The sequence below is a fragment of the Paraburkholderia sp. BL9I2N2 genome, from assembly GCF_004339745.1.
GTDB lineage: Bacteria > Pseudomonadota > Gammaproteobacteria > Burkholderiales > Burkholderiaceae > Paraburkholderia.
Genome location: NZ_SMGP01000002.1, coordinates 819,082 through 842,241 on the forward strand (window position 1 = coordinate 819,082; position 23,160 = coordinate 842,241).

Annotated in this window: 22 protein-coding genes and 1 pseudogene; 11 read left to right on the forward strand and 12 right to left on the reverse strand. The window is 61.1% G+C overall.

The window, feature by feature from the left end:
• Positions 1-7 precede the first annotated feature (7 nt).
• Positions 8-130: a hypothetical protein gene (locus tag B0G74_RS47505; protein ID WP_279388619.1), complete on the reverse strand. Its 123-nt coding sequence runs from the start codon at positions 128-130 to the stop codon at positions 8-10.
• A complete protein-coding gene (locus B0G74_RS25610) occupies positions 127-498 on the reverse strand; it encodes a GFA family protein (RefSeq protein ID WP_132377644.1) in 372 nt (123 codons plus the stop codon). Before B0G74_RS25610 ends, B0G74_RS47505 begins: the two co-directional genes overlap by 4 nt.
• Positions 499-707: 209 nt before the next feature.
• Between B0G74_RS25610 and B0G74_RS25615 the strand changes: the two genes are divergently transcribed.
• Positions 708-1,268, forward strand: coding sequence for a thioredoxin family protein (locus B0G74_RS25615; RefSeq protein WP_132377645.1), 561 nt, complete (start codon positions 708-710; stop codon positions 1,266-1,268).
• 213 nt (positions 1,269-1,481) lie between these two features.
• On the forward strand, positions 1,482-1,733 hold the full coding sequence (locus B0G74_RS25620) for a DUF4148 domain-containing protein (protein WP_132377646.1): 252 nt from the start codon (positions 1,482-1,484) through the stop codon (positions 1,731-1,733).
• A 201-nt stretch (positions 1,734-1,934) separates the two neighbouring features.
• Here the strand turns inward: B0G74_RS25620 and B0G74_RS25625 are convergent, their stop codons facing one another.
• From B0G74_RS25625 to B0G74_RS25640, 4 genes are all read right to left on the reverse strand, one after another.
• Positions 1,935-2,789 carry a helix-turn-helix transcriptional regulator gene (locus B0G74_RS25625; protein WP_132377647.1) on the reverse strand — a complete coding sequence of 285 codons (855 nt, stop codon included), beginning with the start codon at positions 2,787-2,789 and terminating at the stop codon, positions 1,935-1,937.
• Between the two features lie 131 nt (positions 2,790-2,920).
• Positions 2,921-3,589 (reverse strand): OmpA family protein, encoded by a 669-nt coding sequence (locus B0G74_RS25630; RefSeq protein WP_132377648.1) that lies wholly within the window; start codon positions 3,587-3,589, stop codon positions 2,921-2,923.
• A gap of 74 nt (positions 3,590-3,663) precedes the next feature.
• Positions 3,664-4,428 (reverse strand): flagellar motor protein, encoded by a 765-nt coding sequence (locus tag B0G74_RS25635; RefSeq protein WP_132377649.1) that lies wholly within the window; start codon positions 4,426-4,428, stop codon positions 3,664-3,666.
• Between the two features lie 72 nt (positions 4,429-4,500).
• Positions 4,501-5,745 (reverse strand): Crp/Fnr family transcriptional regulator, encoded by a 1,245-nt coding sequence (locus B0G74_RS25640; RefSeq protein WP_132377650.1) that lies wholly within the window; start codon positions 5,743-5,745, stop codon positions 4,501-4,503.
• Positions 5,746-6,212: 467 nt separating this feature from the next.
• On the opposite strand from B0G74_RS25640, the gene B0G74_RS45860 reads away from it, so the two are divergent.
• The 7 genes and pseudogenes from B0G74_RS45860 (at position 6,213) to B0G74_RS25670 (ending at position 12,235) form a co-directional block, all read left to right on the forward strand.
• A complete protein-coding gene (locus B0G74_RS45860) occupies positions 6,213-6,362 on the forward strand; it encodes a hypothetical protein (RefSeq protein WP_165923924.1) in 150 nt (49 codons plus the stop codon).
• Positions 6,363-6,426: 64 nt separating this feature from the next.
• Positions 6,427-6,777 (forward strand): DUF4148 domain-containing protein, encoded by a 351-nt coding sequence (locus B0G74_RS25645; RefSeq protein WP_132377651.1) that lies wholly within the window; start codon positions 6,427-6,429, stop codon positions 6,775-6,777.
• Between the two features lie 163 nt (positions 6,778-6,940).
• Positions 6,941-7,564 (forward strand): annotated as a pseudogene (locus B0G74_RS25650) (alpha/beta hydrolase); the annotation flags it as partial.
• Positions 7,565-8,125: 561 nt separating this feature from the next.
• Positions 8,126-10,471, forward strand: coding sequence for a TonB-dependent receptor (locus B0G74_RS25655; RefSeq protein WP_132377653.1), 2,346 nt, complete (start codon positions 8,126-8,128; stop codon positions 10,469-10,471).
• A gap of 27 nt (positions 10,472-10,498) precedes the next feature.
• Positions 10,499-11,152, forward strand: coding sequence for a MotA/TolQ/ExbB proton channel family protein (locus B0G74_RS25660; protein WP_132377654.1), 654 nt, complete (start codon positions 10,499-10,501; stop codon positions 11,150-11,152).
• Positions 11,149-11,547 carry a biopolymer transporter ExbD gene (locus tag B0G74_RS25665; protein ID WP_132377655.1) on the forward strand — a complete coding sequence of 133 codons (399 nt, stop codon included), beginning with the start codon at positions 11,149-11,151 and terminating at the stop codon, positions 11,545-11,547. The genes B0G74_RS25660 and B0G74_RS25665 overlap by 4 nt, the downstream gene beginning before the upstream one ends.
• 4 nt (positions 11,548-11,551) lie before the next feature.
• Positions 11,552-12,235: an energy transducer TonB gene (locus tag B0G74_RS25670; RefSeq protein ID WP_132377656.1), complete on the forward strand. Its 684-nt coding sequence runs from the start codon at positions 11,552-11,554 to the stop codon at positions 12,233-12,235.
• Between the two features lie 45 nt (positions 12,236-12,280).
• Here B0G74_RS25670 and B0G74_RS25675 read toward each other — a convergent pair whose 3' ends face one another.
• Positions 12,281-12,781 carry a hypothetical protein gene (locus tag B0G74_RS25675; RefSeq protein ID WP_132377657.1) on the reverse strand — a complete coding sequence of 167 codons (501 nt, stop codon included), beginning with the start codon at positions 12,779-12,781 and terminating at the stop codon, positions 12,281-12,283.
• A 583-nt stretch (positions 12,782-13,364) separates the two neighbouring features.
• Between B0G74_RS25675 and B0G74_RS25680 the strand changes: the two genes are divergently transcribed.
• Entirely contained in the window at positions 13,365-15,203 is a 1,839-nt protein-coding gene (locus B0G74_RS25680) for a tannase/feruloyl esterase family alpha/beta hydrolase (protein WP_132377658.1), read from the forward strand.
• Between the two features lie 141 nt (positions 15,204-15,344).
• Here the strand turns inward: B0G74_RS25680 and B0G74_RS25685 are convergent, their stop codons facing one another.
• The 5 genes from B0G74_RS25685 to ugpC all read right to left on the reverse strand — a co-directional run bounded on the left by B0G74_RS25685 (position 15,345) and on the right by ugpC (position 21,730).
• Positions 15,345-16,196 (reverse strand): carbohydrate ABC transporter permease, encoded by an 852-nt coding sequence (locus B0G74_RS25685; RefSeq protein ID WP_132377659.1) that lies wholly within the window; start codon positions 16,194-16,196, stop codon positions 15,345-15,347.
• Positions 16,197-16,206: 10 nt separating this feature from the next.
• Positions 16,207-17,184: a sugar ABC transporter permease gene (locus B0G74_RS25690; RefSeq protein WP_132377660.1), complete on the reverse strand. Its 978-nt coding sequence runs from the start codon at positions 17,182-17,184 to the stop codon at positions 16,207-16,209.
• A gap of 54 nt (positions 17,185-17,238) precedes the next feature.
• The gene (locus tag B0G74_RS25695) at positions 17,239-18,471 is read right to left on the reverse strand and encodes an extracellular solute-binding protein (RefSeq protein ID WP_243658365.1); all 1,233 of its coding nucleotides are present in this window, start codon (positions 18,469-18,471) and stop codon (positions 17,239-17,241) included.
• A gap of 107 nt (positions 18,472-18,578) precedes the next feature.
• Positions 18,579-20,564, reverse strand: a complete 1,986-nt coding sequence (locus B0G74_RS25700) for a beta-galactosidase (RefSeq protein ID WP_132377661.1) — start codon at positions 20,562-20,564, stop codon at positions 18,579-18,581.
• Between the two features lie 11 nt (positions 20,565-20,575).
• Positions 20,576-21,730 carry a sn-glycerol-3-phosphate ABC transporter ATP-binding protein UgpC gene (gene ugpC / locus B0G74_RS25705; RefSeq protein WP_132377662.1) on the reverse strand — a complete coding sequence of 385 codons (1,155 nt, stop codon included), beginning with the start codon at positions 21,728-21,730 and terminating at the stop codon, positions 20,576-20,578.
• Between the two features lie 192 nt (positions 21,731-21,922).
• Here ugpC and B0G74_RS25710 point away from each other — a divergent pair, with 192 nt between their 5' ends.
• Positions 21,923-22,954 carry a LacI family DNA-binding transcriptional regulator gene (locus B0G74_RS25710; RefSeq protein ID WP_132377663.1) on the forward strand — a complete coding sequence of 344 codons (1,032 nt, stop codon included), beginning with the start codon at positions 21,923-21,925 and terminating at the stop codon, positions 22,952-22,954.
• Positions 22,955-23,160 lie beyond the last annotated feature (206 nt).

Genomic DNA, 23,160 nt, shown 5'->3' on the forward strand with positions numbered 1-23,160 from the left:
CAATGCATCATCTCTTTTGGCGTTTCAACTGCACCCGGCTCGCATACATCAATGAACACTGCACCGGATGCGCCAGTTCGGCGGCAAGGCCGCCCGTCACGAAGACGACGATAGCCAGCAGGCGTTTCATGCGTCCTCCAGCACGGAGAGGCCCGCGCCGTCCGCGACTCCCGCTTCCAGACTATACGGATCGACGCCTTCCAGGCAACCGATGTTGACTCGCCACTGCTGCGGGTCTTTACGCGTCTGATGAAACGGATAGACACCGCAGTGTTTGCAAAAATAGTGCCGGGCCACCCGCGTGTTGAACTGATAGAGCGTCAGTGAATCTTCGCCGCTCAGGATCTTCAACTGGCTTGCCGGGAACAGCGGCGTCATCAAGGCGCCCTTGCGGCGGCACAGGCTGCAGTTGCAGCGCCCGGCCGGGACGATCGGGGTACGCACTTCGAATTTGACGGCCCCGCAGTGGCAGGCCCCTTGCAGCAAGTCGGCGCTCATGGTGCTCTCCGTGATTGGCAATGCCTGCTTTATAGCCTGGCTCGCACGGCGAATTGTGTCGCAGTGTATCTGGACCCCGTACAGATACACAACATTGCACCCAGGAGGTCTAGACGACACATGCCAGATACCTGCGGAGGCTTCAATACAGTCATTCGCGGCTGATACGCGAACTGCCGTTTTTAGCCTCCTCCTGAAAGGACACTGACATGCTCTGCGCATCCAAGATCAAAACATTCGCCGTCGCAACCGTGATCGCCGCCGCAGCCGCGAGCGGTATTGCCGCCTTCGCGGGGTCGCCCGAACCGAGCGCGCCCGCCCTCGCAGCCAACGCCCCGGCCCCCGAATTCGCCGGCATTTCGCAATGGCTCAACAGCGATCCGCTGACGTTGCAGCAACTGCGCGGCAAGGTGGTGCTGGTCGATTTCTGGACCTACACCTGCGGCAACTGCATCAACACGCTGCCCTACGTGAAAAGCTGGAATCAGAAATACAAGGACCAGGGGCTGACGGTTATCGGCGTGCACACGCCCGAATATCCGTTCGAGCGCGACACCGACAACGTGAAGACCGCCATCAAGCGCTTCGGCATCACTTATCCGGTCGCGCAGGACAATCGCTATGCGACCTGGAACGCGTACAACAATCAGTACTGGCCGGCTTTCTACCTGCTCGACAAGCAAGGCCGGATCGTCTACACGCATTTCGGCGAAGGCGACTATGCGAAGACGGAAGCGAAGATTCAAGCCCTGCTCGCGCAGCAAGGATAAACGCGGGTTCGTATCGGAATGTATCCGCGGTTTCCGGCGATACACAACATTGCAATTCGCCGCTTTCTCGACACATGCCCGATACACCCGCGCGGTTCAATACATCAACGCCGCGACTCTGAGAAGAATCGCATCGCAGCAAGTCCAGGTCGACCTCTGCTCGTGCTTTCTGATCCGCGGACGTCTCTTATCCAACCGTTCAAGGAGAACGATATGAAAGTTTCCATGATTGCTTTGACTCTTGCTGCCAGCGTGATCGGAAGTGTTGCTCACGCTGCGGTACCGACGCCCTCGACCGGCACTGTGGATTCTTCGCAGATCGCTCAGGCTGCGCAGCCGCAATGGTCCGCGAGCACGGCCAGCGTTGCCGGCAAAACGCGCGCACAGGTCCGTCAGGAACTCGTGCAAGCGGAGAAGGATGGTCAACTGGCCAACCTGAATCGTTCGCTTTATATGGGTAGCTGAGTGGCGGTTTGGCGTTGACGTCGCGAGGAGTGCTCCGGGCGTTCCTCGTGATGTCGGGTGCCCGGCGCTCGTGATGAAGCTGACGATCGACGCGGGTCAACTTTATTCCGGCGACGTATCAGGTACTTTCGTGCCGACGCCTTCGTTCAAATTCATGCCTGCGAAGACGTCTTGAAGCGGCTTTGAACTGAACCGCGTTCGTCACGCGGCTTGAGTGGTTCGCGCGATGAGCGCTTGCACGGCGCGCAGATCGGCCGCCGAGGCCGGCGAAAACACGACCATGCTCAAGCCGTCTCCACCATCCACCGCGAAGGCCGAATACTCGAGCGTGATCGGCCCGGCCTGCGAGTGGCGCAGACGTTTTGTTCCAATCCAATGACTGCGCACGTCGTTCTCCGCCCACAGGCGGCGAAAGTCCGCGCTGCTCGCCTGCAATTCGGCCGCAAGCGCCGCGGCTTGTGCCGACCCGCCGATGCGCGCGATATCGATGCGAAAGACGGCGAGTGCGGCACGCGCGCTTTCCTCCCAATCCGGCTGGCTTTCTCGCACTGCCGGGTCTCCGAACAGACGCCTTAGCACATTGCGCTCGCGCGCCGGCACAGCCGCGTAGTCGCCGAGCACCGCGACCGCGGCCGCGTTCCAGGCCACGACATCCCACGTCGGCGTCTTCACGATGGCGGGACTGCCGGGCATGCCGTCCAGTACGCGCTGCAAGGCAGGCGTGACTTGCGGCGGCGCAAACGGGCTGAGCGGCGGCGGCCGTTGCTGGGCCAACAGGAACAGCATCTCGCGGCCCGCGGCGTCGAGTTCCAGTGCGCGGACGAGCCGCTCCAGCACCTCGTTCGACGGCAGGCCGCCACGTCCCTGCTCCAGCCACGTGTACCACGCGACGCTGACGTTCGCCCGCGCCGCCACTTCTTCGCGCCGCAAACCCGGCGTACGACGCCGGCTCGGTGCGTCCGGCCCCGGTTGCAAACGCGAGCGGCGATCGCGCAGGAAGCCGCCCAATGAATTGCAGGCGGCGCCGAGCGGATCAGGCAGAGTGTTGACGGGCATAGAGGATCTCGACAATTCGCGGGTTCGGCGGAATGCGTGGAATCGCGGCGGGGCCGCTGTCGATACTCTAGCGCGAATGGGTACCTGGATGCTGCGGGTCGTGCGTTAGCCTATTCTCGACCCGCGGCAACTCAGTACTCGACGAGAATAGTCACACGACGATTCGCGGCGCGCGCCGCCGCGTCATCGCCGATGATCAAGGGGAAATTGTCGGCCCGCCCGATCGCGGCCATTCTGTGCGCTTCGATGCCTTTGTCCGCGAAGAAGCGAACCACCGCGCCGGCTCGTGCGGAAGACAGCTCCCAATTAGACTCGTATTTCGCCGTCGAGATCGGCGCGTTGTCCGTATGTCCTTCCACGAGAATGTTGTTCTTCGACTTGTCACGCAGCACGCCGGCAATCTGATTCAACACGCCAAATGATTCCGGCAATAAACGCGCGTCGCCCGAATTGAACAGAACCTTTGCGTTGATGGCGATTTCCACGCCGTGAGCCGCGTTCGTAATCGTAATCTGGCGATTGTCCTGAAGTGGCTCCAACAGAGAAAGAAGCCGCTTCTTCGAGGCATCCGGCGTAGCGGACGTCGCCTCTGTTTTCACGTGGCGCTCAAGCGCGTTGATTTCCAGCTCCCTCGTTTTTGCCAATTGGAGCACATAGAGCGCGAGGAACAACACCATCAGCGTCGTGATGAGATCGGCGTAGGAGATCAGCCAGCGCCCCGACTGCTCCTCGCCTTCGTCGGCGGCGTCATAGCCGGTCTTATCCGCCGTGAGGCGCTTGTTACCTGAGGAGGTGTTCATACCCGAAAAGCCCGCGTCCGAAATTACGTGTGATGGGTTCCGGCTCGCTCGTCGTATGCGCGAGCCGGACCCGGCTAGCCCAGCAACTCGGCCGATCTTTCCCGCACGTCACCCGCGAGCCGCGTCTCGATGGTGTGAGGCGACTCCTTGCGCGAGATCGCGAGCAAGCCGTCGAGATATAAACGCCGGAAGCGCAATTCACTATCCACCTGCGCCCTGATCTTTCCGTACAACGGCAGAAAGACCAGATTAGCGAGAGCGAGGCCATATAGCGTCGCGACGAAAGCCACCGCGATACCTTGCCCGAGTTGCGCGGGCTCGAGCATATGGCCGGTCACCTGAATCAGACCAAGCACGGCGCCCAGAATGCCGAACGTCGGCGCGTAACCGCCCGCCTGTTGCCAGATCCGCGCGGCCGCCATGTGATTGCGCTCGTATGCATCCAGTTCCCGTTGCAAGGCGTCTTCGAGCACAGCCGTCGAAACACCGTTTGCCAGCAGTTCCAAACCTCGTTTGGCAAACGGATTGATGCCCCCCGCCTCGATCGACTCGAACACCAGCATGCCGTTCAGCTTCGCCTGATCGCCCCATTCGAGCAGGACGGACAGGCTCTCGCGATCGACCTGCCGCGCCTTCACAAAAGCCAGGCGCAGTTGCTTGATGCCGTCGTAAAACCTCGCCCAGGTGTTCTGAATCATCACCGCACCGAAGGTGCCGCCCAGAACGATGACGAATGCCTCCAACTGAAACAGCGAAGTGAAGTGCCCGCCCTCGAGTGAAAAGCCCGCGACGATCGCGCTCACGCCGAACACCGCGCCAAATAGCGTCAAAAGATCCATACGTCCTCTCGAATGGCCGCCCGCGCCTTCGAAGCTCGAAGTCGACAGTGCGTGCCGTTTGCGTGTTGCGCGTCAGGCGTCCAGATTGGACAGCGGCGCAGGCGCGGCCGCCGGAGCTTTGATCGCCCGCACGGTCTCGAGAAAGCGTTCTTCGATCTCGGCAATTTCGAGCGGATCGATCTTGATCTCACGACGCATGACCCACGAGACTTCTTTCTTTCTCGCCTCGGTCATCACCGAGAGCAGGCGCTCGGCGATCGGCTGGCCCGTCACGGCGGAAAGCAGTTTCGCGAGGTCGTATGTGTCGAATGCGCTCACCGCTTCGAACAAGGTTCGCTGGTCGACAAACTCCAGATCGTCGAGCGACTTCAGTTCGCTCAGACCACGAGTATTGCGGCGCGAGAAATAGCTGATGCCCTTTTCTTCGACATAGTTCAGCACCCTGGTCTTGCGAAAAGCGAAGATGTCTTCCGCGATTTCAGCGTGGGACAGCTTGTTGAGAATCACCTTCTTCTCGACGCCGATCAAGGCTTCCAGGTCGTCCAGTTCGATCAGTTCCAACTCGCTGCTGATGGAGAGATCGAGATCGTGGTCCGCCACCTGTTGCGCACGCTCGGTGATTCGAAGCGGATCGAACGTGACCAGTTGCCGGCTCGTCGCGCCGTCCTGCGCGGAATAGCGCGCCGACGTGTTGCTCGAGCGATCGGAGCGGCCCGGTTCGAGCGAGACGAGATTGAGTTTCTCCATCCGTTTGAGCATGGCCATCACATGCGGACGCGAATGACCGGCAATCGCATGGCACTTCCTGATCACGTCGGGCAGTGGTACCGAGAATTCCTCGCCTTGCGCTCGGCGCATGCGGCCGTCCGGTCTGTCGGCGTTCTCGCCGCCCGCCATCAACGAAAGGACATGCGCGTACGACACGACGCCCGGCAGAAAATCAGCGTGCGTATTGGTGGCGAGAACGTCGTCCTTCTTTTTCACTCGCCGGATCAGCGTGCGTACGATATGGCGAAGCAACGGCGAGACGCGCTCGAGTTCGTCCTCCACCACGTTGGCCGCGATGACGGTCAATTGGCAGAAGCTCAGCGCTTTCGCGGTATGTGCCCGTGGTTCGGGCGGCAACAAAGCCGCCTCGCCGAAAAACTCGCCTTTGCCTAGTGTCGCGAGAATCACTTTCTTCTCGTCGCACTGGGTGGAGATTTCGACTTTGCCATCCGCAATGACGTAGACGACGGCGTCGCCCGCGAAGCCTTCGGAATAGATGACTTCGCCCGGAGCCGCTGTACGCGACCATGGCGATCGTTGGTGATTCAAGATGATTCCCCCGAAGAGCTATTTCCTCGTCCAGCGCCAGCCGTGCTGAAGGCTCGCGCATGTCCGATGGTCCACATTATTGGACTGGATAACGACATGCAAAACGCAAAGCTTTAATAAACGTAATCCTCAGACTTAACAGCGCAAACGTTTGGGAGCCTTACTGGACAAGGATTGGCGCGATGCAGCTTTTTTCGACAGATGACAGAAAGGTCCGCCGTCGACGCACCGGACGTTCATGAAAATGTAAGACTCAATTTTTTCGTCACAATCGCGAAAAAATTTGGAATAAGCGGAAACCCGAGGTGTTTGCCCCTACATGACAGCGACGAACGCTGCACGGTAGTGACGAAACAGACATGTACGCGCTGCTCTCGTTGCGAGCGGGTCATGTCAGTGGACGAGTAAAGACGTAGCTTCACTTAATTCGCAAGGCATCTTCAATCTTTTACTAGTTAGGTATCCAAATGAAAAGCAAACTTTCCATCATTCTCTCGCTGATCGTTCTCGCTTCGGCAGGTTTCGCTACCCAAGCCTCGGCGAAGGAACATATGCACACGAACACGCAGCAGTGTGTCGGCCCCGCAGGTTTCTGCACCCCGTACTTCGGCAGCTAATTCAGCACGCTTTCCAGGCAATCGTTGCCACCCAACTCATCGCATTTACGAAGGAATTTTTATCATGAAAAAAGCTCTTGTTTGTTTCGCTCTCGCCGTCGGCACGTTGGCCGCTCCTGTTCTGAGCTTCGCACAATCAAATGCCCCCGTCACACGCGCCGAAGTGCGTGCCGATCTGGTGCGCCTCGAACAGGCGGGCTACAACCCTTCGCTCGGGGACGATGCTAATTACCCCGCCGCCATTCAAGCCGCCGAAGCGAAGGTCGCCGCGCAGAACGCTCCGCAAACGACGCAGTCGTCGTACGGCGGCGTGGCGCAGGACGGCAGCTCTTCGTCCGGCATGCACAAGCACGCGTCGACGGATTCCAGCTGCGTCGGCCCCGTCAGCTTCTGCAACGTCTTTTTCGGCAGCTGAATGACACGTATCGGGAATCCTGTTCCGCCTTCGATATCAACAGGATTCCTACTTTTCACAAGAAATTAGAAATACATTCAAGAAGAATCTCTCACTTGTAAACCGGAGTTTGTCATGAAAGTTTTGCCTCTCGTCGCCACGGCCTTGTCGTTGTCCTGACAGACTGACCAAAGACGGTTATCACGTCACCATCGTGCAGGAGCCGCTGACCTCGCTCGACGACGACGTCGCCGCGACCAAACGCGTGCTCGATCAGCAGAACGGTCCGACGATTCTCGTGGCTCACAGCTACGGCGGTTCGGTCATTACCGAAGCCGGCGTGAACCCGAACGTGGTGGGCCTGGTGTACGTGGCCGCGCACGCACCGGCAGTCGGCGAAGACGAAAGCGGCCTTGGCAAGGGCATGCCGAGCTACACGTCGAAGCAGCCGGGCGCGATCATGAAGACTAGCGACGGATACACCTATCTGAATCCCGCGGACTTCCCCAAGGATTTCGCTGCCGATTTGCCGCTCAAGCAAGCGCAGTTCGAATCGCATGCGCAAATCCTGACAGCCGCAAAAGTCTTCTCCGCGCCGATGACAGTCGCCGCGTGGATGACCAAGCCGAGCTGGGGCATCGTAGCGGCCGACGACAAGATCATCAACCCCGATCTCGAACGCTGGTATTACGCACGCGCACATAGCCACACGACGGTGATGCCGGGCGCGAGCCACTCGGTCTACGAATCACGGCCGAAGGAAGTGACCGCTGTCATCGAGGACGCGGCAAAGCATGCGCAGTCTTGAACTGCCGTATCGACAATCCACAGCGATTCGAAGAGCCTCATTTCGCCAAGCAATCGCTCTCTGCCCGCCACGCTGCTCTCAGTGTGGCGATGCTCGTGCATCTGCAACAAGCCATCCTCTGAACTTTAGCGCCCACGGCTGCAACTTCGTCGCAGCCGGATGAGCGACGTCGTCTGCGACGGCAACAATTGCCTGGTCGGCTCGACAAAACCGCTCGACACGCGATCAAAAACCGCCCTCCCGCCGCCTCAGCCGGCGCGCGACACGCACGACCGACAAGACGCGCCGAACGACGACGACTGTCCGAAACCGGGCAGCCGCGTGCCTACGAATTACGCTCGCCATCTCATCCCGCGCCGCAAAACCAACGCGCCATCAACTTGTTATTGTTTTCCATGAATGTAATGATATAACATTCCGGCGACGTTTCAAAAGACTACCGCAGTTGAAAGGAGATCCGCACCGCTATCCAGCGCCGCGCACGTTCAGCCCCAGGAAATCCGTCGACCAAAACAGAAAAAACGCATCGACCCAGTCGCCAACACACTCGAATACATAACGATGAAAAACCGCACGCGCGTCTCCTCTGCAGCCTTGATGCTGTTCGCAATGGCCGCCCACGCCCACGCCGCAATCGACGAAAGTTCAATAAGCGGCGCAGTCACAGATGCCACTGGCCACCCCGTCGATGACGCCACAGTGACCGTGCAGAACGCGAGCGGCGCCGCTGTCAGCGAGGCGAAAACGAACGCCGAAGGCCGCTTTGCCATCGCGCACGTGACACCGGGCACCTACGCGGTCGTCGTCACCGCAGCGGGCTTTGCGAGCGGCAACAGCATCACGACCACGAGCGCCGGCACGGAAAGCACCGTCAGTGTCAGTCTCGCGAAGAGCGGCACACTCGACGTTCAGGTGAACGCGAAACGACTGGACAGAGCACGCAATGGGTTGTTGCCGGAGACCGGCAGCAGCGTGTACCGCTTCAGCCAGGCCGATATCGATGCGCTACCCGCGGGCCAGGACACGCCACTGAATCAGGTGCTGCTGCAGGCGCCCGGCGTAGCCGGCGATTCATACGGTCAATTGCACGTGCGCGGAGACCACGCCAATCTGCAGTACCGTATCAACGGCATCATGATTCCCGAGCCGATCAGCGGTTTTGGGCAGGCGCTCGACACGCGCATCATCGACCAGATCAATCTGCTGACCGGCGCGTTGCCGGCACAGTACGGCTACCGCACGGCCGGTGTCGTGGACATCCGCACGAAGACGGGCGATGCGGGCAATGGCGGCACGATCGACGTATTCGGCGGCAGCCACCAGACCCTCAAGACCAGCGCGGACGTGTTCGGCACGCAAGGTCCGTTCAGCTACTACTTCAGCGGCTCGCTCGGCGTCAACAACCTCGGCATCGAGAATCCCACTGCAAGCGCAAACGCCATTCACGACCACACCCGTCAGGGCGACGCGTTCGGTTATATGTCGTACATCATCAATCCACTCACGCGCGTGAGCCTGATGTTCGGCACCACGAGCAACCAGTTCGAAATCCCGAACACCCCCGGTCTGCCGACCAATTTCACGCTCAACGGCAACAGCACGTTCGATTCGAGTCAGTTGAACGAAACGCAATCGGAGTTGAACAATTTTGCCGTGGTGGCGCTTCAGGGTACCAATGGCGGCGCACTGGACTACCAGGTAGCGCTATTTACCCGCTATACGCGAACGCAATTCAATCCCGATCCGGTGGGCGACCTGCTGTTCAACGGCGTAGCGTCGCAGGACTTTCATAGCAACTCGGCCAATGGCGCGCAGGTTGACACCACGTGGCGACTCAACGCCAAGCATACGATTCGCGCCGGCCTGTTCTTCCAGCAGGAACACGCCGTATTCGACGACAGCGTCAACGTCTTCGCAACGGACGCCGACGGCAATCAGCTATCCGACCAGCCCTTCAATATCCACGACTCGAGCAGCAAAACCGGCTACCTGTACAGCGCTTATGTGCAGGACGAATGGAAAATCACCGACAACCTCACACTCAACTACGGGCTACGTTACGACAAGATGGACGAATACGTCAGCGCGAGCCAGCTGAGTCCTCGCATTGGGCTTGTCTATGCGCTGACGCCGACCACCACCTTTCACGCCGGGTACGCGCGCTACTTCACGCCGCCCGCGTTCGAACTGGTATCGGGCTCAACCATTAGCCGCTTCAACGGCACGACAAACCAGAGTCCGTCGAGCCAGAACGATCAGGTACAACCCGAACGCAGCCACTATTTCGATCTCGGCGTCACGCAGCGCCTCGGTTCGAACGTGACAGTCGGCATCGACGCTTACTACAAGAAATCCACCAACCTGCTCGACGAAGGACAGTTCGGCTCCGCCCTCATCTTCACGCCGTTCAACTATCAGTACGGACGCGTGTACGGACTCGAGTTCACCGCGAACTACAAGCAGGACAACGTGTCCGCCTATCTGAACCTAGCCTACAGCCGGGCGCAGGGCAAACAGATCGATTCCGCCCAGTTCAATTTCGAAGCGGACGAACTCGCCTTCATCAACGACCATTGGGTGTATCTGGATCACGACCAGCGCGTGACCGCGTCATTCGGCGGAACGTACGACCTCGGCAGAACGACGTTCACCTTCGACGGCCTCGTGGGCAGCGGCTTGAGAAGCGGTTTTGCCAATACCGATCGCCTGCCCGTCTATGCGCAGATCAATCTCGGCGTGATCCAGCACTTCAACCAGCCTCTCGTCGGCAAGTTCGATGCACGCTTGCTGGTCGTCAATGCATTCAATCGGGTCTATGAGTTGCGCGACGGCTCGGGCATCGGGGTGGGCGCGCCGCAATACGGCCCGCATTTCGCCGTCTATGCCGGTATCACCAAGCATTTTTAAATCTGTCACACGGCAACGAGGTCGGTTATGCAGGATTGGACGAATATTCTGGCGGCGGTGCGTGTGGGCGGATGGGTTATCTATCCGCTCACGGTACTCGCTGTTCTGGCGGTTGCGATCGTCCTCGATCGCGCCTATGTGTTTTTGCGTTTTGGCCGCTTGCCGCCAGGCATTCAGGCCGCACACGATATTCAGAAGGTTGGATCAACCATTCATCTGGATAACGGATTGAATCACGCCGCGAGTCAGAACGCATTCAGGCGGATGAACGCACCGTGGCTGCCCGACCCGTCCATTCCGCTGTGGTTGCGCGAAGCCAATGCGCAGTCGGTCGCTTCGCAAATCGAGCGCGATATGAGCAAGGGTTTCTGGGTGCTGGAGACGATCGTCACGGCCGCGCCGCTGCTGGGCCTGCTCGGCACCATCGTCGGCATGATGCATTCGTTTCAGTTGTTCGGCGGCACGGGGCTCGTCGATCCGGCCGGCGTCACCGGCGGGGTGGCACAGTCATTGGTGGCGACTGCGATCGGTCTCGTCGTCGCGCTGTTCGCACTCTTCGCGTTCAACTACTTTTCACGGCGGCTTGAACGTCTGATGGATGAACTCGAATCGTTCGCGAATGCGCGGCTCGGTGAAATCCGCCTTGCCGCTGCCGCTGCCGCTGCCGGAGCGCACTCGTGAAGTTCAAACGCTCGCGCGCGGCCAGGCGCGGCCGCATCGAAATCATCCCGATGATCGACGTGATGTTCTTTCTGCTGGCGACGTTCATGCTCGCTTCCCTCGCCATGCAGCGGCTCAATGCCGTCAAGCTGACCTTGCCCGCGGGCCGCGCGCAGCAGATGGACGCGCACGAACCGTTGACCATTTCGGTCGATCGCCGCAATGAGATCTTCGTGAACCATCTGCCCGTGCGTCCCGATCAGATCGAGCCGACGATAAAGCGCCTGTTGCAGCCCGACGCAAATGTCGTCATTGCCGCCGACGACGCAGCGGGCCACGGCACGGTCGTGCAAGCCATGCTCGCCGCACGCCGCGCCGGCGCGGCGCATTTTCTGATCGCCGTGCATCGTGAATAGCGCGATGCGTCTGACCACCACCGTCGATGGTTCGCCGAAGCTTCGGATCGGGCTGGCGATTTTTATCGCGCTCGTGCTCTGGCTCGTGTTTCTGTTCGCGCTCGGACATTGGCTCGACGCAACGACATCCAAACCGGCACCAGACAAGCCGCTGGAGGTGCGCGTGGTGGAACTCGATCCACCGGCGGCAATACATACCGAGCCAACGCCTGTGGTTAAGCCACCGCGGCCGGTTGAGCCACGCCCGCACGTCGTGCCTAGACGCACTGAAGCACCCGCTCCACGGACGCCGACGCCGGATAGGCACCCAGCCCAGATCGCTGCTCCCAATGAACCCAGCGCGCCCGCCGAGGCCCCCGTGCATTCAACCAACTCGTCGGAGGAAAGACAAAGCACATCACAACCCGCCGTCTCTGCCGGTGATGCAGCCGCGCGCGCCATCGCGCAACCGTTACCTGAGTTGCCCGACGACCTACGCGAGCAGGCCTATCAAACCGTCGCGACCGCGCGCTTCGTAATTCACGCCGATGGCTCGGTCGATGTCGAACTGCTCAAGCCGACTCCCAGTCCACGCCTCAACCAGCTTCTCCTCGAAGCCCTTCGCAAATGGCGCTTCTTTCCGGCGTTGCAGAGCGGCCGTCCGGTCGAAAGCCGGCAGGACGTCCGCGTGCATTTCAACGTGAACTAGCGCGCCGAGGCGTCGCGCCCACCGACGCGCCATCACCGCCGGCAACTACTGTGCACTAGCAGTCGTCGCGTTCGCAGCGGACTCGCCCTTCATCTTCCGAACCGCATCGGCCGCCGAAGGCGCAAGGTTCTGCCCGGCCAGCGACGCGTCGAACGCGTCGCGGCGCGCCTGCTTCGCTTGCTCGTAGTCGGCGTCCAGTTCAGCGATACGGCGGTCGTACCAGCTCTTCACGCAAGCCTGATCGGTACAGTTGTGCTGGCGCCACAGCCATTGATGCGTGCGCGCGGCTTCAAGCGCGGCCGTGTCGAGCGTGGTGTCTTTCGCGCGCTGCCACGCCGCGGCGAGACGGTCGTCGAGTGCCGACAGTGCCGGATCTTTACAGACGATCTTTTCCGACGCGGACGACTTGCTCGTGCACTTGAAGCTTGCTGCGGACGCATCCATGGCGAGCGTGGCGCCTGCGACCAGTAAGCCGATCGACAGCAATGCGCACGGCGTCGTGAGGCGTTGAAGGGTGCGGGAGAAAACGGTGTTCAAGGTGGACATACCGGGCCTCTGTTCAGGGAAATAACCAGGCTCAGGCGCGGCGAGACTGTGTCGCGGCCTGCTGCCATGCAATCAAGGATTGCGATAGCGGTGACAGCAGGATAGCGCTCATGAAATGGCCCGATGACGGGAGAACATGCCGTGATTCAAAAGTGCTTACACGATATTTCCACACAGCACCGGCGGCTTCGATGACGGTATCGATCAGGCAACGATTGCGAAAGTTATGCAATCCAATCTATTTTTCTTATCGGGTGGAATGACACACGCGACGGAGTCGCTCGACGCGCCACCTCGTCGAACCACCCGACACCCTGCCCTACCCCATTGATTTTGCGGCGCTTTCTAATTAATGAAGCGCTCCAGTTCGCGCCCGCAATTAGCGGCAACAACCAGAAAGATTCGGATAGCTTATTTCGATCGTCTTCTGGCAGCCGCGCCACGCCTTCTTTCCCCTATCACGCCCGCCTATATTGAACCCGCGCACCGAGGTCGATTGCGGTGCGCATCGAGCGGTCCCCATTCCGATGGCCGCGGACAATGTCCGCCCCGCGTCAATCGACGACAATGACAGGAGACAAAGATGCCTGGTCTTTTCAAAACAGGATGTGCAACACGAGGCTGGCTGCTAGCAGTGCGGACCTGGCTTCTTCAACAGACCGTCGGCGGCAGATCATTTGCCGCGCTAATGGGCGCCGCGCTGATTGCGATGCTCGGCATGCCGATCAACGCAAGCGCTGCCACCACCGGTTTAGCCAACCTCCCCGCCGTCATGCCGGCCATGAACTGCGCCGCCGTGATGAGCATGGACCTCAGCGGCGTCACCGATGGCACGGTCACCATTACGTCCGCGACGGTGCTCCCTGCAGGCACCGTCGTGGGACAGAACACACTGCCGGCAGCCGTGTGCGACGTGAAGGGGACGATCGGACCGGGCGCCTCGCTATTCGAGTTGCAATTGCCGACACAAGGCTGGACGCAGCGCTACTTGCAGGCCGGTTGCGGCGGCCTGTGCGGCAACCTGTCCGTCAATGCGCCGATGGCCTCGACCTGCGTACCGGTGACCAACGGACAGATCGCGATGGCCGCGACCGACATGGGCCACGAAGGTGGTAACGACGGCTCGTGGGCACTCAATCCGCAAACCAGGATCGATTTCGCGTATCGTGCGGGGCATGCCACCGCACAGGTCTCCAAGGCGATCATCAACAAGTTCTACGCGCGGCCAGCGAAGTACTCGTATTTCGATGGTTGTTCCGATGGCGGACGTGAAGCGTTGATGGAAGCACAGCGTTTCCCGGATGACTTCGACGGCATCGCGGCGGGCGCGCCTGCAAACGACCTCATCGTTCAGAACACATTCCATCACGCGTGGCCCGCGGTGATGAACCTCGATCCCAAGACCGGCAAGTACATTCTGCTCGCGAGCAAGCTGCCGCTGATTCACGCTGCCGTGCTGCAAGCGTGCGATAGCATCGACGGTGTGACTGACGGTGTGATCGACAATCCGCAAGTGTGCCACTTCAATCCGCAGTCCATGCTGTGCGCAAAAGGCCAGGCGGCATCCACCTGTCTGTCGCAAGCCGAAGTGAATGTCGTACGCGAGATTCATGACGGTGCCACCGATGCGAACGGCGTCCACCTCGAGCAACCGGTCTCGCGTGAATGGGGCGGCGAGTTGAACTGGAGTCTGTTCGTGCCGGCCACCGACGCCGGGCCGAGCGGGAGCATCAACTTCGTTCTGCCGTTCCTGCAGTACCTCGACTATTTCAACGGTTCGAATCCTTCCGCCACCTTGAGCAACCTCAAGTTCACGATCGAAGGCTTCCTGAAGACCGTGCCGGTGTCGAGCTATCTCGCGGCAACCGATCCGGACCTGAGCCCGTTCGCCCGCCGCGGCGGCAAGCTGATCCTGTGGCACGGCCTCGAAGATCAGCACATCACGCCGCGCGGCACGATCGAGTACTACGAGCAGATGAAGTACTACATGGGTAGCGACAAGGTCGATCAATTCACGAGGCTCTATCTGTTCCCCGGCGTCGCGCACTGCGGTAGCGGCAACGGCCCGAACACGTTCGACATCGTGACGTCGGTGATGGCGTGGGCGGAGACCGGCACCAAGCCGGGCAAGATCGTCGCCTCGATCGTGGACGCGAACGGTCAAACGACGCGGACGCGTCCGGTGTTCCCGTATCCGGCCGTAGCTCACTACACGGGCTCGGGCAGCACGGACGACGCCGCCAACTTCGTGGCCTCCACGCCGTCATCGGATCCGCACGTCGATCTGCACTGGATCGGCGAGTGGCTCTACTCACCGGGTTATGAAGTCTGGTGTCAGACCCACGGTTCGGATCTGATCTGCAAAGGCGGCAATAACTGGAGCAGCTATCGTAAGGTTCCGACTCACTGGAACAATAACTGAGGCCATTCAGGCTTTAGTGAACTGAAAAGACTAGGCTCCTGCTATCCGCACCTCTTGCGAGGCAATGCGGTTAGCAGGAGTTTCAGCAACAAAAAAGCCCGCTTTCGCGGGCAACCCTTCTCGATACGACACACAACCCCTTCAACCCTTCGTCGCCCCAAACGTCAACCCGGCCACAAAATGTTTCTGCATCGCAAAGAACATCGCCACTGACGGCAATGCCGCGAGAATCGATCCCGCCGAAACAAGATTCCACGCCGTGGTCCACTGCCCTTTCAATGCGGCCACGCCCACGGTAATCGGCGCGGCGTCGTCGCCTTGGGTCAGACACAGCGCCCAGAAGTAGTCGTTCCAGACAAACGTGAACACGAGGATCGCCAATGCCGCGAGTGCCGGCCGGATCAACGGCAGCACGATCTTGAAGAACACTGTCCACTCATTCGCGCCTTCGATGCGTGCCGCCTCGACCAGTTCGAACGGCAACTGTTTGATGAAGTTACGCAGAAACAGCGCGCAAAATCCCGTCTGAAACGACACGTGAAACAGAATCAGCGCACTGACGGTATTGAAGAGACCAAGTTGCAATGACAGATCCCGCACCGGAATCATCAGCACCTGCACCGGCACGAAATTGCCCGCCACGAACGTTGCGAACAAAGTCGAATTGCCACGGAACCGGTAGATCGCCAACGCGAAACCGGCCATCGCCGCCAATGCAATCGAGCCCACCACGGCAGGCACCGTGATCAACACACTGTTCCAGAAGTAATGCAACATCGGCGACGTGGTCAGCGCCTCGCGATAGTTTTCGAACATTGCGAAGTGCTTCGGCCAGCCCCAATAGTTGCCCTCGCTCAACTCTTCTGTCGAACGCACGGACGTGACGAGCACCGCGATCATCGGCAGCAGCCAGATCAGCAGCGCGACCGGCAACGTTAGTTTGTACATGCGGCGAGTGGCCGGCTTCCATTTGTCGATGGGAATCGGAAACATGGTCGGCTCCTTATTGCTCGGCGCGCAGCATCCGCCGCAAGTGATAAACGATGTACACCAGCATGATGGCAAACAGCACGACCGCCACCGCCGCCGAATAGCCGATGCGGTAGTACTTGATCGCCTGGTCGTACATGTAATACGCGAGCACGGTCGAGCTTTCGAACGGACCGCCGCTCGTCATCACCGAGATCAGATCGAAGCTGCGCAGCGCGCCGATGATGGTCACCACGATCGCCATGAAGGTGGTCGGCCGCAGTTGCGGCAGGATCACGTGCCACAGCATCGACCAGCCGCGCGCGCCTTCCATGCGCGCGGCCTCGATCTGTTCGGCGTTCAGCGACGTGAGGCCGGTCAGATAAAGAATCATGCAGTAGGCGGTTTGCGGCCACAGCGCCGCGAACACGATGCCGAACGTCGCATAGCGCGGGTCGCCGAGCACCGGCACGCCGTGGCCGAGAATCATCGCGAGCAGGCCGAAGGTCGGGTCGTAGAACCACGAGAAGATCAAACCGACCACCACGCCCGACAACACGAACGGCGCGAAGAAAAGCGATTTGACGATACGGATGCCGGCCACCGCCTGATTCAGATACAACGCGACGGCGAGGCCCATCGGCGGAGCGAGCAGGAACAGCAGCAGCCAGATGACGTTGTTCTTGAGCGCCGTATAGAACGTCTGCGCATGGAACAACTCCACGTAGTTCGCGAGGCCGACGAACGACGGGTCGCTCATGCCATCCCAGTTGAAAAAGCTCAGGCGGATGGTCGACAGGATCGGCCACACCACGTAGATGGCCACCATCACGCAGGCCGGCGCCAGAAACAGAAAAGCGGCGCGCCGCTGCCGGCGCGCGGTGGGCGACGGACGGCGGCGCCGTGCGGTGGCCGGCTTGCGGCCACGCAAGGCGCCGCCCGGCGTGGGCAAACCCGGACCGCCGGGTTCAGCGGGACCGCCGACAGTGTGGCGGGTGACGGAATGCGACACGATCGTTCTCTCCAGATCAGATGCAACGGAAGGCGGCCTCGCGGCCGCCGCCGCTCACTTCTTGTAGATCCGCTTGCGCGTCTGCTCGAGTTGCGCGAGCACGTCGTCGAGCTTCGTGGGATCGGAGATGAACTGCTGCATCCCCTTCATGCCTTCGTCGGCCATTTCCTTGGTCATGTCGCGATCATAGAACTGCGCGATGCCGCCCTTGGTGTTCGCAAGAATCTGGAAGCCGATCTTGGAGATCGGATCTTCCGGTTCCGGCGACTTGCTGTTCGCCGACAACGAGCCGAGCCCGGTTGCCAGCTTTGCGCCGATTTCCGGTGTCTCGACGAACGCCAGGAACGTGTGCGCGTCCGCCTTGTTCTTCGCCTTCGACGGAATATGCAGCGACTCCACCGGACCGTCTTCGGCCGTCGGCACCTTCGCGTCGATGATCGGGAACTGGAAGTAGCCCATTTCCGGCTTCACGTTCGGCGGGAAACCAGCGGTGATGAACGTGCCCATCAGCATCATCGCGGCCTTGCCCTGGAACAGGAACGGCTGCACCGAATCGAGATCGTAGGAGAGCGAGTTGTCGATGAAATAGCCCGCGTCGATCAATTGCTTCCACGTCGTGTAGACCTTCTTCACGCGTGGATCGGTGTACGCGATCTCGCCCGCCATCAGCTTCTGATGGAACGCATTGCCGTTCAAACGCAGGTCGAGATAGTCGAACCAGCCCGCAAGCGTCCATGCGTCGCGGCCCGCCACGGCGATCGGCGTGATGCCGGCCGCCTTCAGCTTCTTGCAGTCTTCGAGAAACTGATCCCACGTTTTCGGCTCGCCGCTAATGCCCGCCTTCTGAAACAGATCCTTGCGATAGAACATGCCCCACGAGTAGTACACGGTCGGGGCGGCGTACTGCTTGCCCTTATACGACGACGCTTCCTTGGTCGACGCATACATCTCGTTCCAGCCGTTCTTCGCCCAGTCGCCGCTCAGGTCTTCGAACAGGCCGCGCTGCGCGTAATAGGCCATGCGTTCGCCGTCATGCCAGTTGACGATGTCGGGCGCGACCGTTGTCAGCCAGCCGGGCAGTTGCACCTTGTACGCTTCTTCGTCGACGAACGACACCTTTACGTCGATGCCGGGATGCGCCTTCTTGAAGTCGTCGACGACCGATTGCCACACCGCGCGCTGGCTCGCGCCCTTGAACGCGATATTGGCCGTGAGCGTACCCGCCTGGGCCGTGCTGACGGCCGACGTCCCCACAGCCGCGGCGGTCAGCGCAAGTGCCAACAGAATTTTGCGTGGTTTCAGTTCATGTTGCCTGTCTCCTTTATTCCTTGATTTTGCGTCGTTGTCTTTACTGCATGGAATTTCGTTGGACACTGCGTCGGTGCATCAGACCACTATCGGGTTCGATAGACTGCCACGCCTTGCGGTTCGATTGCATGCGAACCGATCACGAAGGCATCGTCGGCTACATCGGCGAGCGTGTGCGTCGCGTCGCCGTAGTTGAACACGTAGGTCAGCGCGCCGCGGCGGCTCACTCGCACGCTATCGCCGAGCGGCATCGTTGCCACACCCGCTTCCTGCGCGATCCGCTCGAACAGGCGCAGGGTAAGTGCATCATCGAACAGACTCGCGAGGTAGTGGAACGCGCCGCTTCGAACATACGCGGGATGGCCGTCCGCGAATCGGGCGCGCACGTCAAGCGAATCAGCCGCATCGCTCTCAACGAAATCACGCCAGTGACGCGCGAAACCGTCCGCTTCACTCGAGGCCGGATTGCCCAGTAGCCGCACTGCTTCGGTCACATTCGGCCGCATCGATTCGACACGCCATACGCGCAATGGCAGCACCGACCCCAGCGCGCCAGGTGGCAGGCTCGCGGGAATCTGCAAATCCTGAGTCTTCGAACCCGTGCGCGGCCCGAGTACGACCTGCGCGCCCGAACTCGCCAGACGCTCTGCAAAATCAGCCGGCACGACCGGCAGCGGCGGCACGACGATCAGACAGTAACCATCCAGCGGCGCGTCGACCGGCACGATATCCACGTCGAGGCCGAGCGCGCGCAGCGCCGAGTAATACTCGAAGGCAAAGCGCGGATAGTGAAAGTCCGCTCCCTGCGGATGAATCTCGAACAGCCACTTCGCCTCGTAGTCGTAGACGAGCGCGACTTTCGAGCGGATCGCGGCATTGGCGTCTGCATTCGCGGCGAGCACTGTGCGAATCTCGCCGGCAACTTGCGCCGCCTCGTTGCCTCCCACGTCGAGCCGGTTATCGGGCCTGTTCAGTCCCGCATGCATCTGTTCCTGCGCGAACGGCGCCTGACGCCAGCGGAAGTACGACACGCAGCCCGCGCCGTGCGCGAACGCTTCCCAACTCCACAGCCGTACCATGCCCGGCAGCGGCGCCGGATTCCACTGCGCCCAGTTCACCGGACCCGGCTGCTGCTCCATCACCCAGAACGGCAGCTTCGACATGCCACGATAGACATCGTGATTGAACGACGCGAAGTCGGGATGCCCGCTGCGCAGCCAACGCGCCTTTACCTCCGGCGCGAACCATTGTTCTTCGAGCGCGCCGAGCGGATAGCTGTCCCACGTCGCCACGTCGAGATCGGCGGCGACCTTGTAGTGATCGAACTCGGTGAAGAGTTGCATGAAGTTGTGCGCGACCGGCCGTCCCGGCGAATGCGCGCGGATGATCTCGACCTGCATGCGGTTATAGCGCGCCACCTCGTCGGACGCGAACCGCCGGTAATCGAGGCGATGCGAAGGATGCGCTTCCGTCACGGTCGCCACCGGCGCGTCGATCTCGTCGAAGCTGCGGTACTCCATGCTCCAGAACACCGTGCCCCATGCGCGGTTCAATGCGTCGATGGTGTGATAGCGCGCTTTGAGCCACTCGCGAAAGCGCCCCACCGCCGCCGGCGAATAACTGACCACCGTCTGATGGCAGCCGAACTCATTGTCGGTTTGCCAGTACGCGACAGCCGGATGCTTGCCGTAGCGCTCGGCCACCGCCGTGCAAATCCGCTGCGACGCGGCGAAATACGACGGCGAAGAAAAGTCGTAATGACGACGCGAACCGAACGCACGGGGACGGCCGTCCGCACCGACCGGCAGAATGTCGGGATGGCGGTCGATCAACCACTTGGGTGGCGTCGCTGTCGGCGTGCACATCACCACTTGCAGGCCGGCTGCACCCAGCACATCGATCGAGCGGTCGAGCCAGCCCCAATCGTATTCGCCCGGCGTCGGCTCGATCCGGCTCCAGGCAAATTCGGCGATTCGCACCTGTTCGATGCCGAGGGCTTTCATCCGGCGAGCGTCGTCTTCCCACATCGACTCCGGCCAGTGTTCCGGGTAATAACAGACTCCAAGGCGCATCCGAATGTCCTCTATGCGTAGTGTTCGACGGATTCGAGCGAAGCGGCGGCAAAGCCGTCTTCGGTAAACAAATGACAGGCGGGACGGGGCACGCGCAAGCTCGCGCGCTCGCCGGGCGCAAGGCGTGTATTGCCCGGCGCTTTGGCGATCAGCGCGGCGCCGCCAGGCTGATCGAGGTGGACATAACTGTGTTCGCCGAGTTGCTCGACGAGCGACACGGTGCGCGTCAGCACGGCGTCGTCAGGCGCGACGGACGATGCGTCGACAAACTCCAGGTGTTCAGGACGCACGCCGAGCGTGACCGCTTGCGAGGTTTGCAGCCCCGCGCCGTTCACCGGCACGCGCACGGTTTCTTCCGTGTGATCGAGCGTGACGGTTACGCCTTGCGCATCGACCGAGGCCACTCTTCCCGGCAGAAAATTCATCCGCGGCGAGCCGATGAAACCCGCGACGAAACGGCTCTTCGGACGGTGGTACAACTCGAGCGGCGCGCCGATCTGCGCGATGCTGCCGTAGCGCTCGGTGTCCTTACCGGCATGCAGCAGCACGATCTTGTCGGCGAGCGTCATCGCTTCAATCTGGTCGTGCGTCACGTAGACCACGCTGGCCTTGGCGAACTGCTTGTGCAGCCGCGCGATTTCGATGCGGGTTTGACCGCGCAGCGTGGCATCGAGGTTGGAAAGCGGCTCGTCGAATAGAAACACGCCGGGCTCGCGCACGATCGCACGGCCAATCGCCACACGCTGCCGCTGACCGCCCGACAACGCCTTGGGCTTGCGATCGAGCAACGCTTCGAGTTGCAGAATGCGCGCGGCTTCACGCACCTTGCGGTCGATTTCATCCTTCGGGGTTTTAGCGAGTTTCAGGCCGAACGCCATGTTCTCGAACACGCTCATATGCGGAAACAGCGCGTAGCTCTGGAACACCATCGCCACGCCGCGTTGCGCGGCCGGCACGTCGTTCATGAGTTGGCCGCCGATCGAGAGGTCGCCGTCGCTGAGGTCTTCCAGGCCGGCGATCATGCGCAGCAAGGTGGACTTGCCGCAGCCGGACGGACCAAGAAACACGCAGAACTCGTTTTCGCCGATTTCGAGATCCACGTCGCGGATCACCAGCGCGCCGTCGCCATACGCCTTCTGCACGCCTCTTAACGAAATGCTCGCCATCTCATCGACTCCGTGATTTAATCGGCTCGAAGTCGGAGATTAAGCGCTTAATCAGCAGGGCCGAAAAAATCGATCGCTTTGGATCGTTGGGGCCTTGCCTGTCTCCGAGATCGTTTTGTCTGTGCGACAGATGGTGCCGCGCCTTCGCTCGTGATGCAAATGTCGGGCAGGCATCCCAAATACTGAAAACTCATGCCCACACTCAGCGAAGTCGCGCGTCATGCCGGCGTCACCCCGGCCACGGTGTCCAACGTGCTGCGCGATCGCGGCCGGGTCGGCGCGAGCACGCGACAGCGCGTGCTCGAGGCCGTCGAAGCACTCGGCTACCGGCCGCATCTGGCCGCTCGCGCCCTCGCCGAAGGTCGCGCGCCGACGCTCGCGCTGATGGTGTCGAGCATCGCCAATCCGTTCTATCCGGAGTTCGCGCTCGCCGTCGAACGCGCGGCGCGCACGAGCGGCCACTTCGTGATCATCTGCAATACGAACGAAGATCCGCTGACCGGCCGCGCGTATCTCGACCAGATCGCCGGCACGCTTTCCGAAGGCGTACTCGTGACGAATGCGAACCTCGATTTCGCGGACCTTCATACGACTGAATCGCGCGGCACGCCGGTGGTGCTGTGCATGTGGGAACGGCCTAACGAGCCGCCGGGACTGCCGTGCGTCGCTGTCGATTTCCGACGCGCCGGCGAGCTGGCCGGCGCGCATTTGCTGGAGCTCGGCCATCGACGGATCGGCGCGATTGTCGGCAGTAAAGCCTCGGGCATTCATGCGGCGCGTTACGAAGGTTTCGTCGACGCACTACGCGCCGGGGGCGCGCCGAAAGGCCGCGTGAAACATGGCGCCGACACGATTCAGGGCGGCTACGAAGCAGCACGCGCATTGCTCGAAAGCGATCCGAAGCTCACCGCGATCTTCGCGACCAACGACCTGCCCGCGCTCGGCGCGATGCACGCCGCCGCCGACCTCGGCCTGAACGTGCCGGCGGATTTGTCCGTGATCGGCATCACCGATATCCAGCTCGCGCGCGAGTCGCGCCCCGCGTTGACGACGGTCGCCGTCCCGACGGTCGAAGTCGCCGGGCTCGCGGTATCCCTGTTGCGTGAGTTGATCGAGACATCGTACGGTCAGGCGACTCGCGGCGCGGCAAGCGTGCCGATGCGGGTCGCCTCGCCGCCCGAACTGGTCGTACGCGCATCCACCGGCGTGCCGCGTCCGCGGTGATGCGGCCATAGCAGCGTCGCGCACATTACGCGGCGAATCCTTCATTCGCGCACGCGGTCTTGCGGGCAAGCACTCGCGCCTCAGACGCCGATAAAACCTCAATCTGCCTTCAATTACCTTTCAATCGAGCCAGGACTTTCCCCAACTCCGAACGCTCGATCTCGCACCGCACAACTCTATCCAAGCCCCACCACATAAGGCGCGCA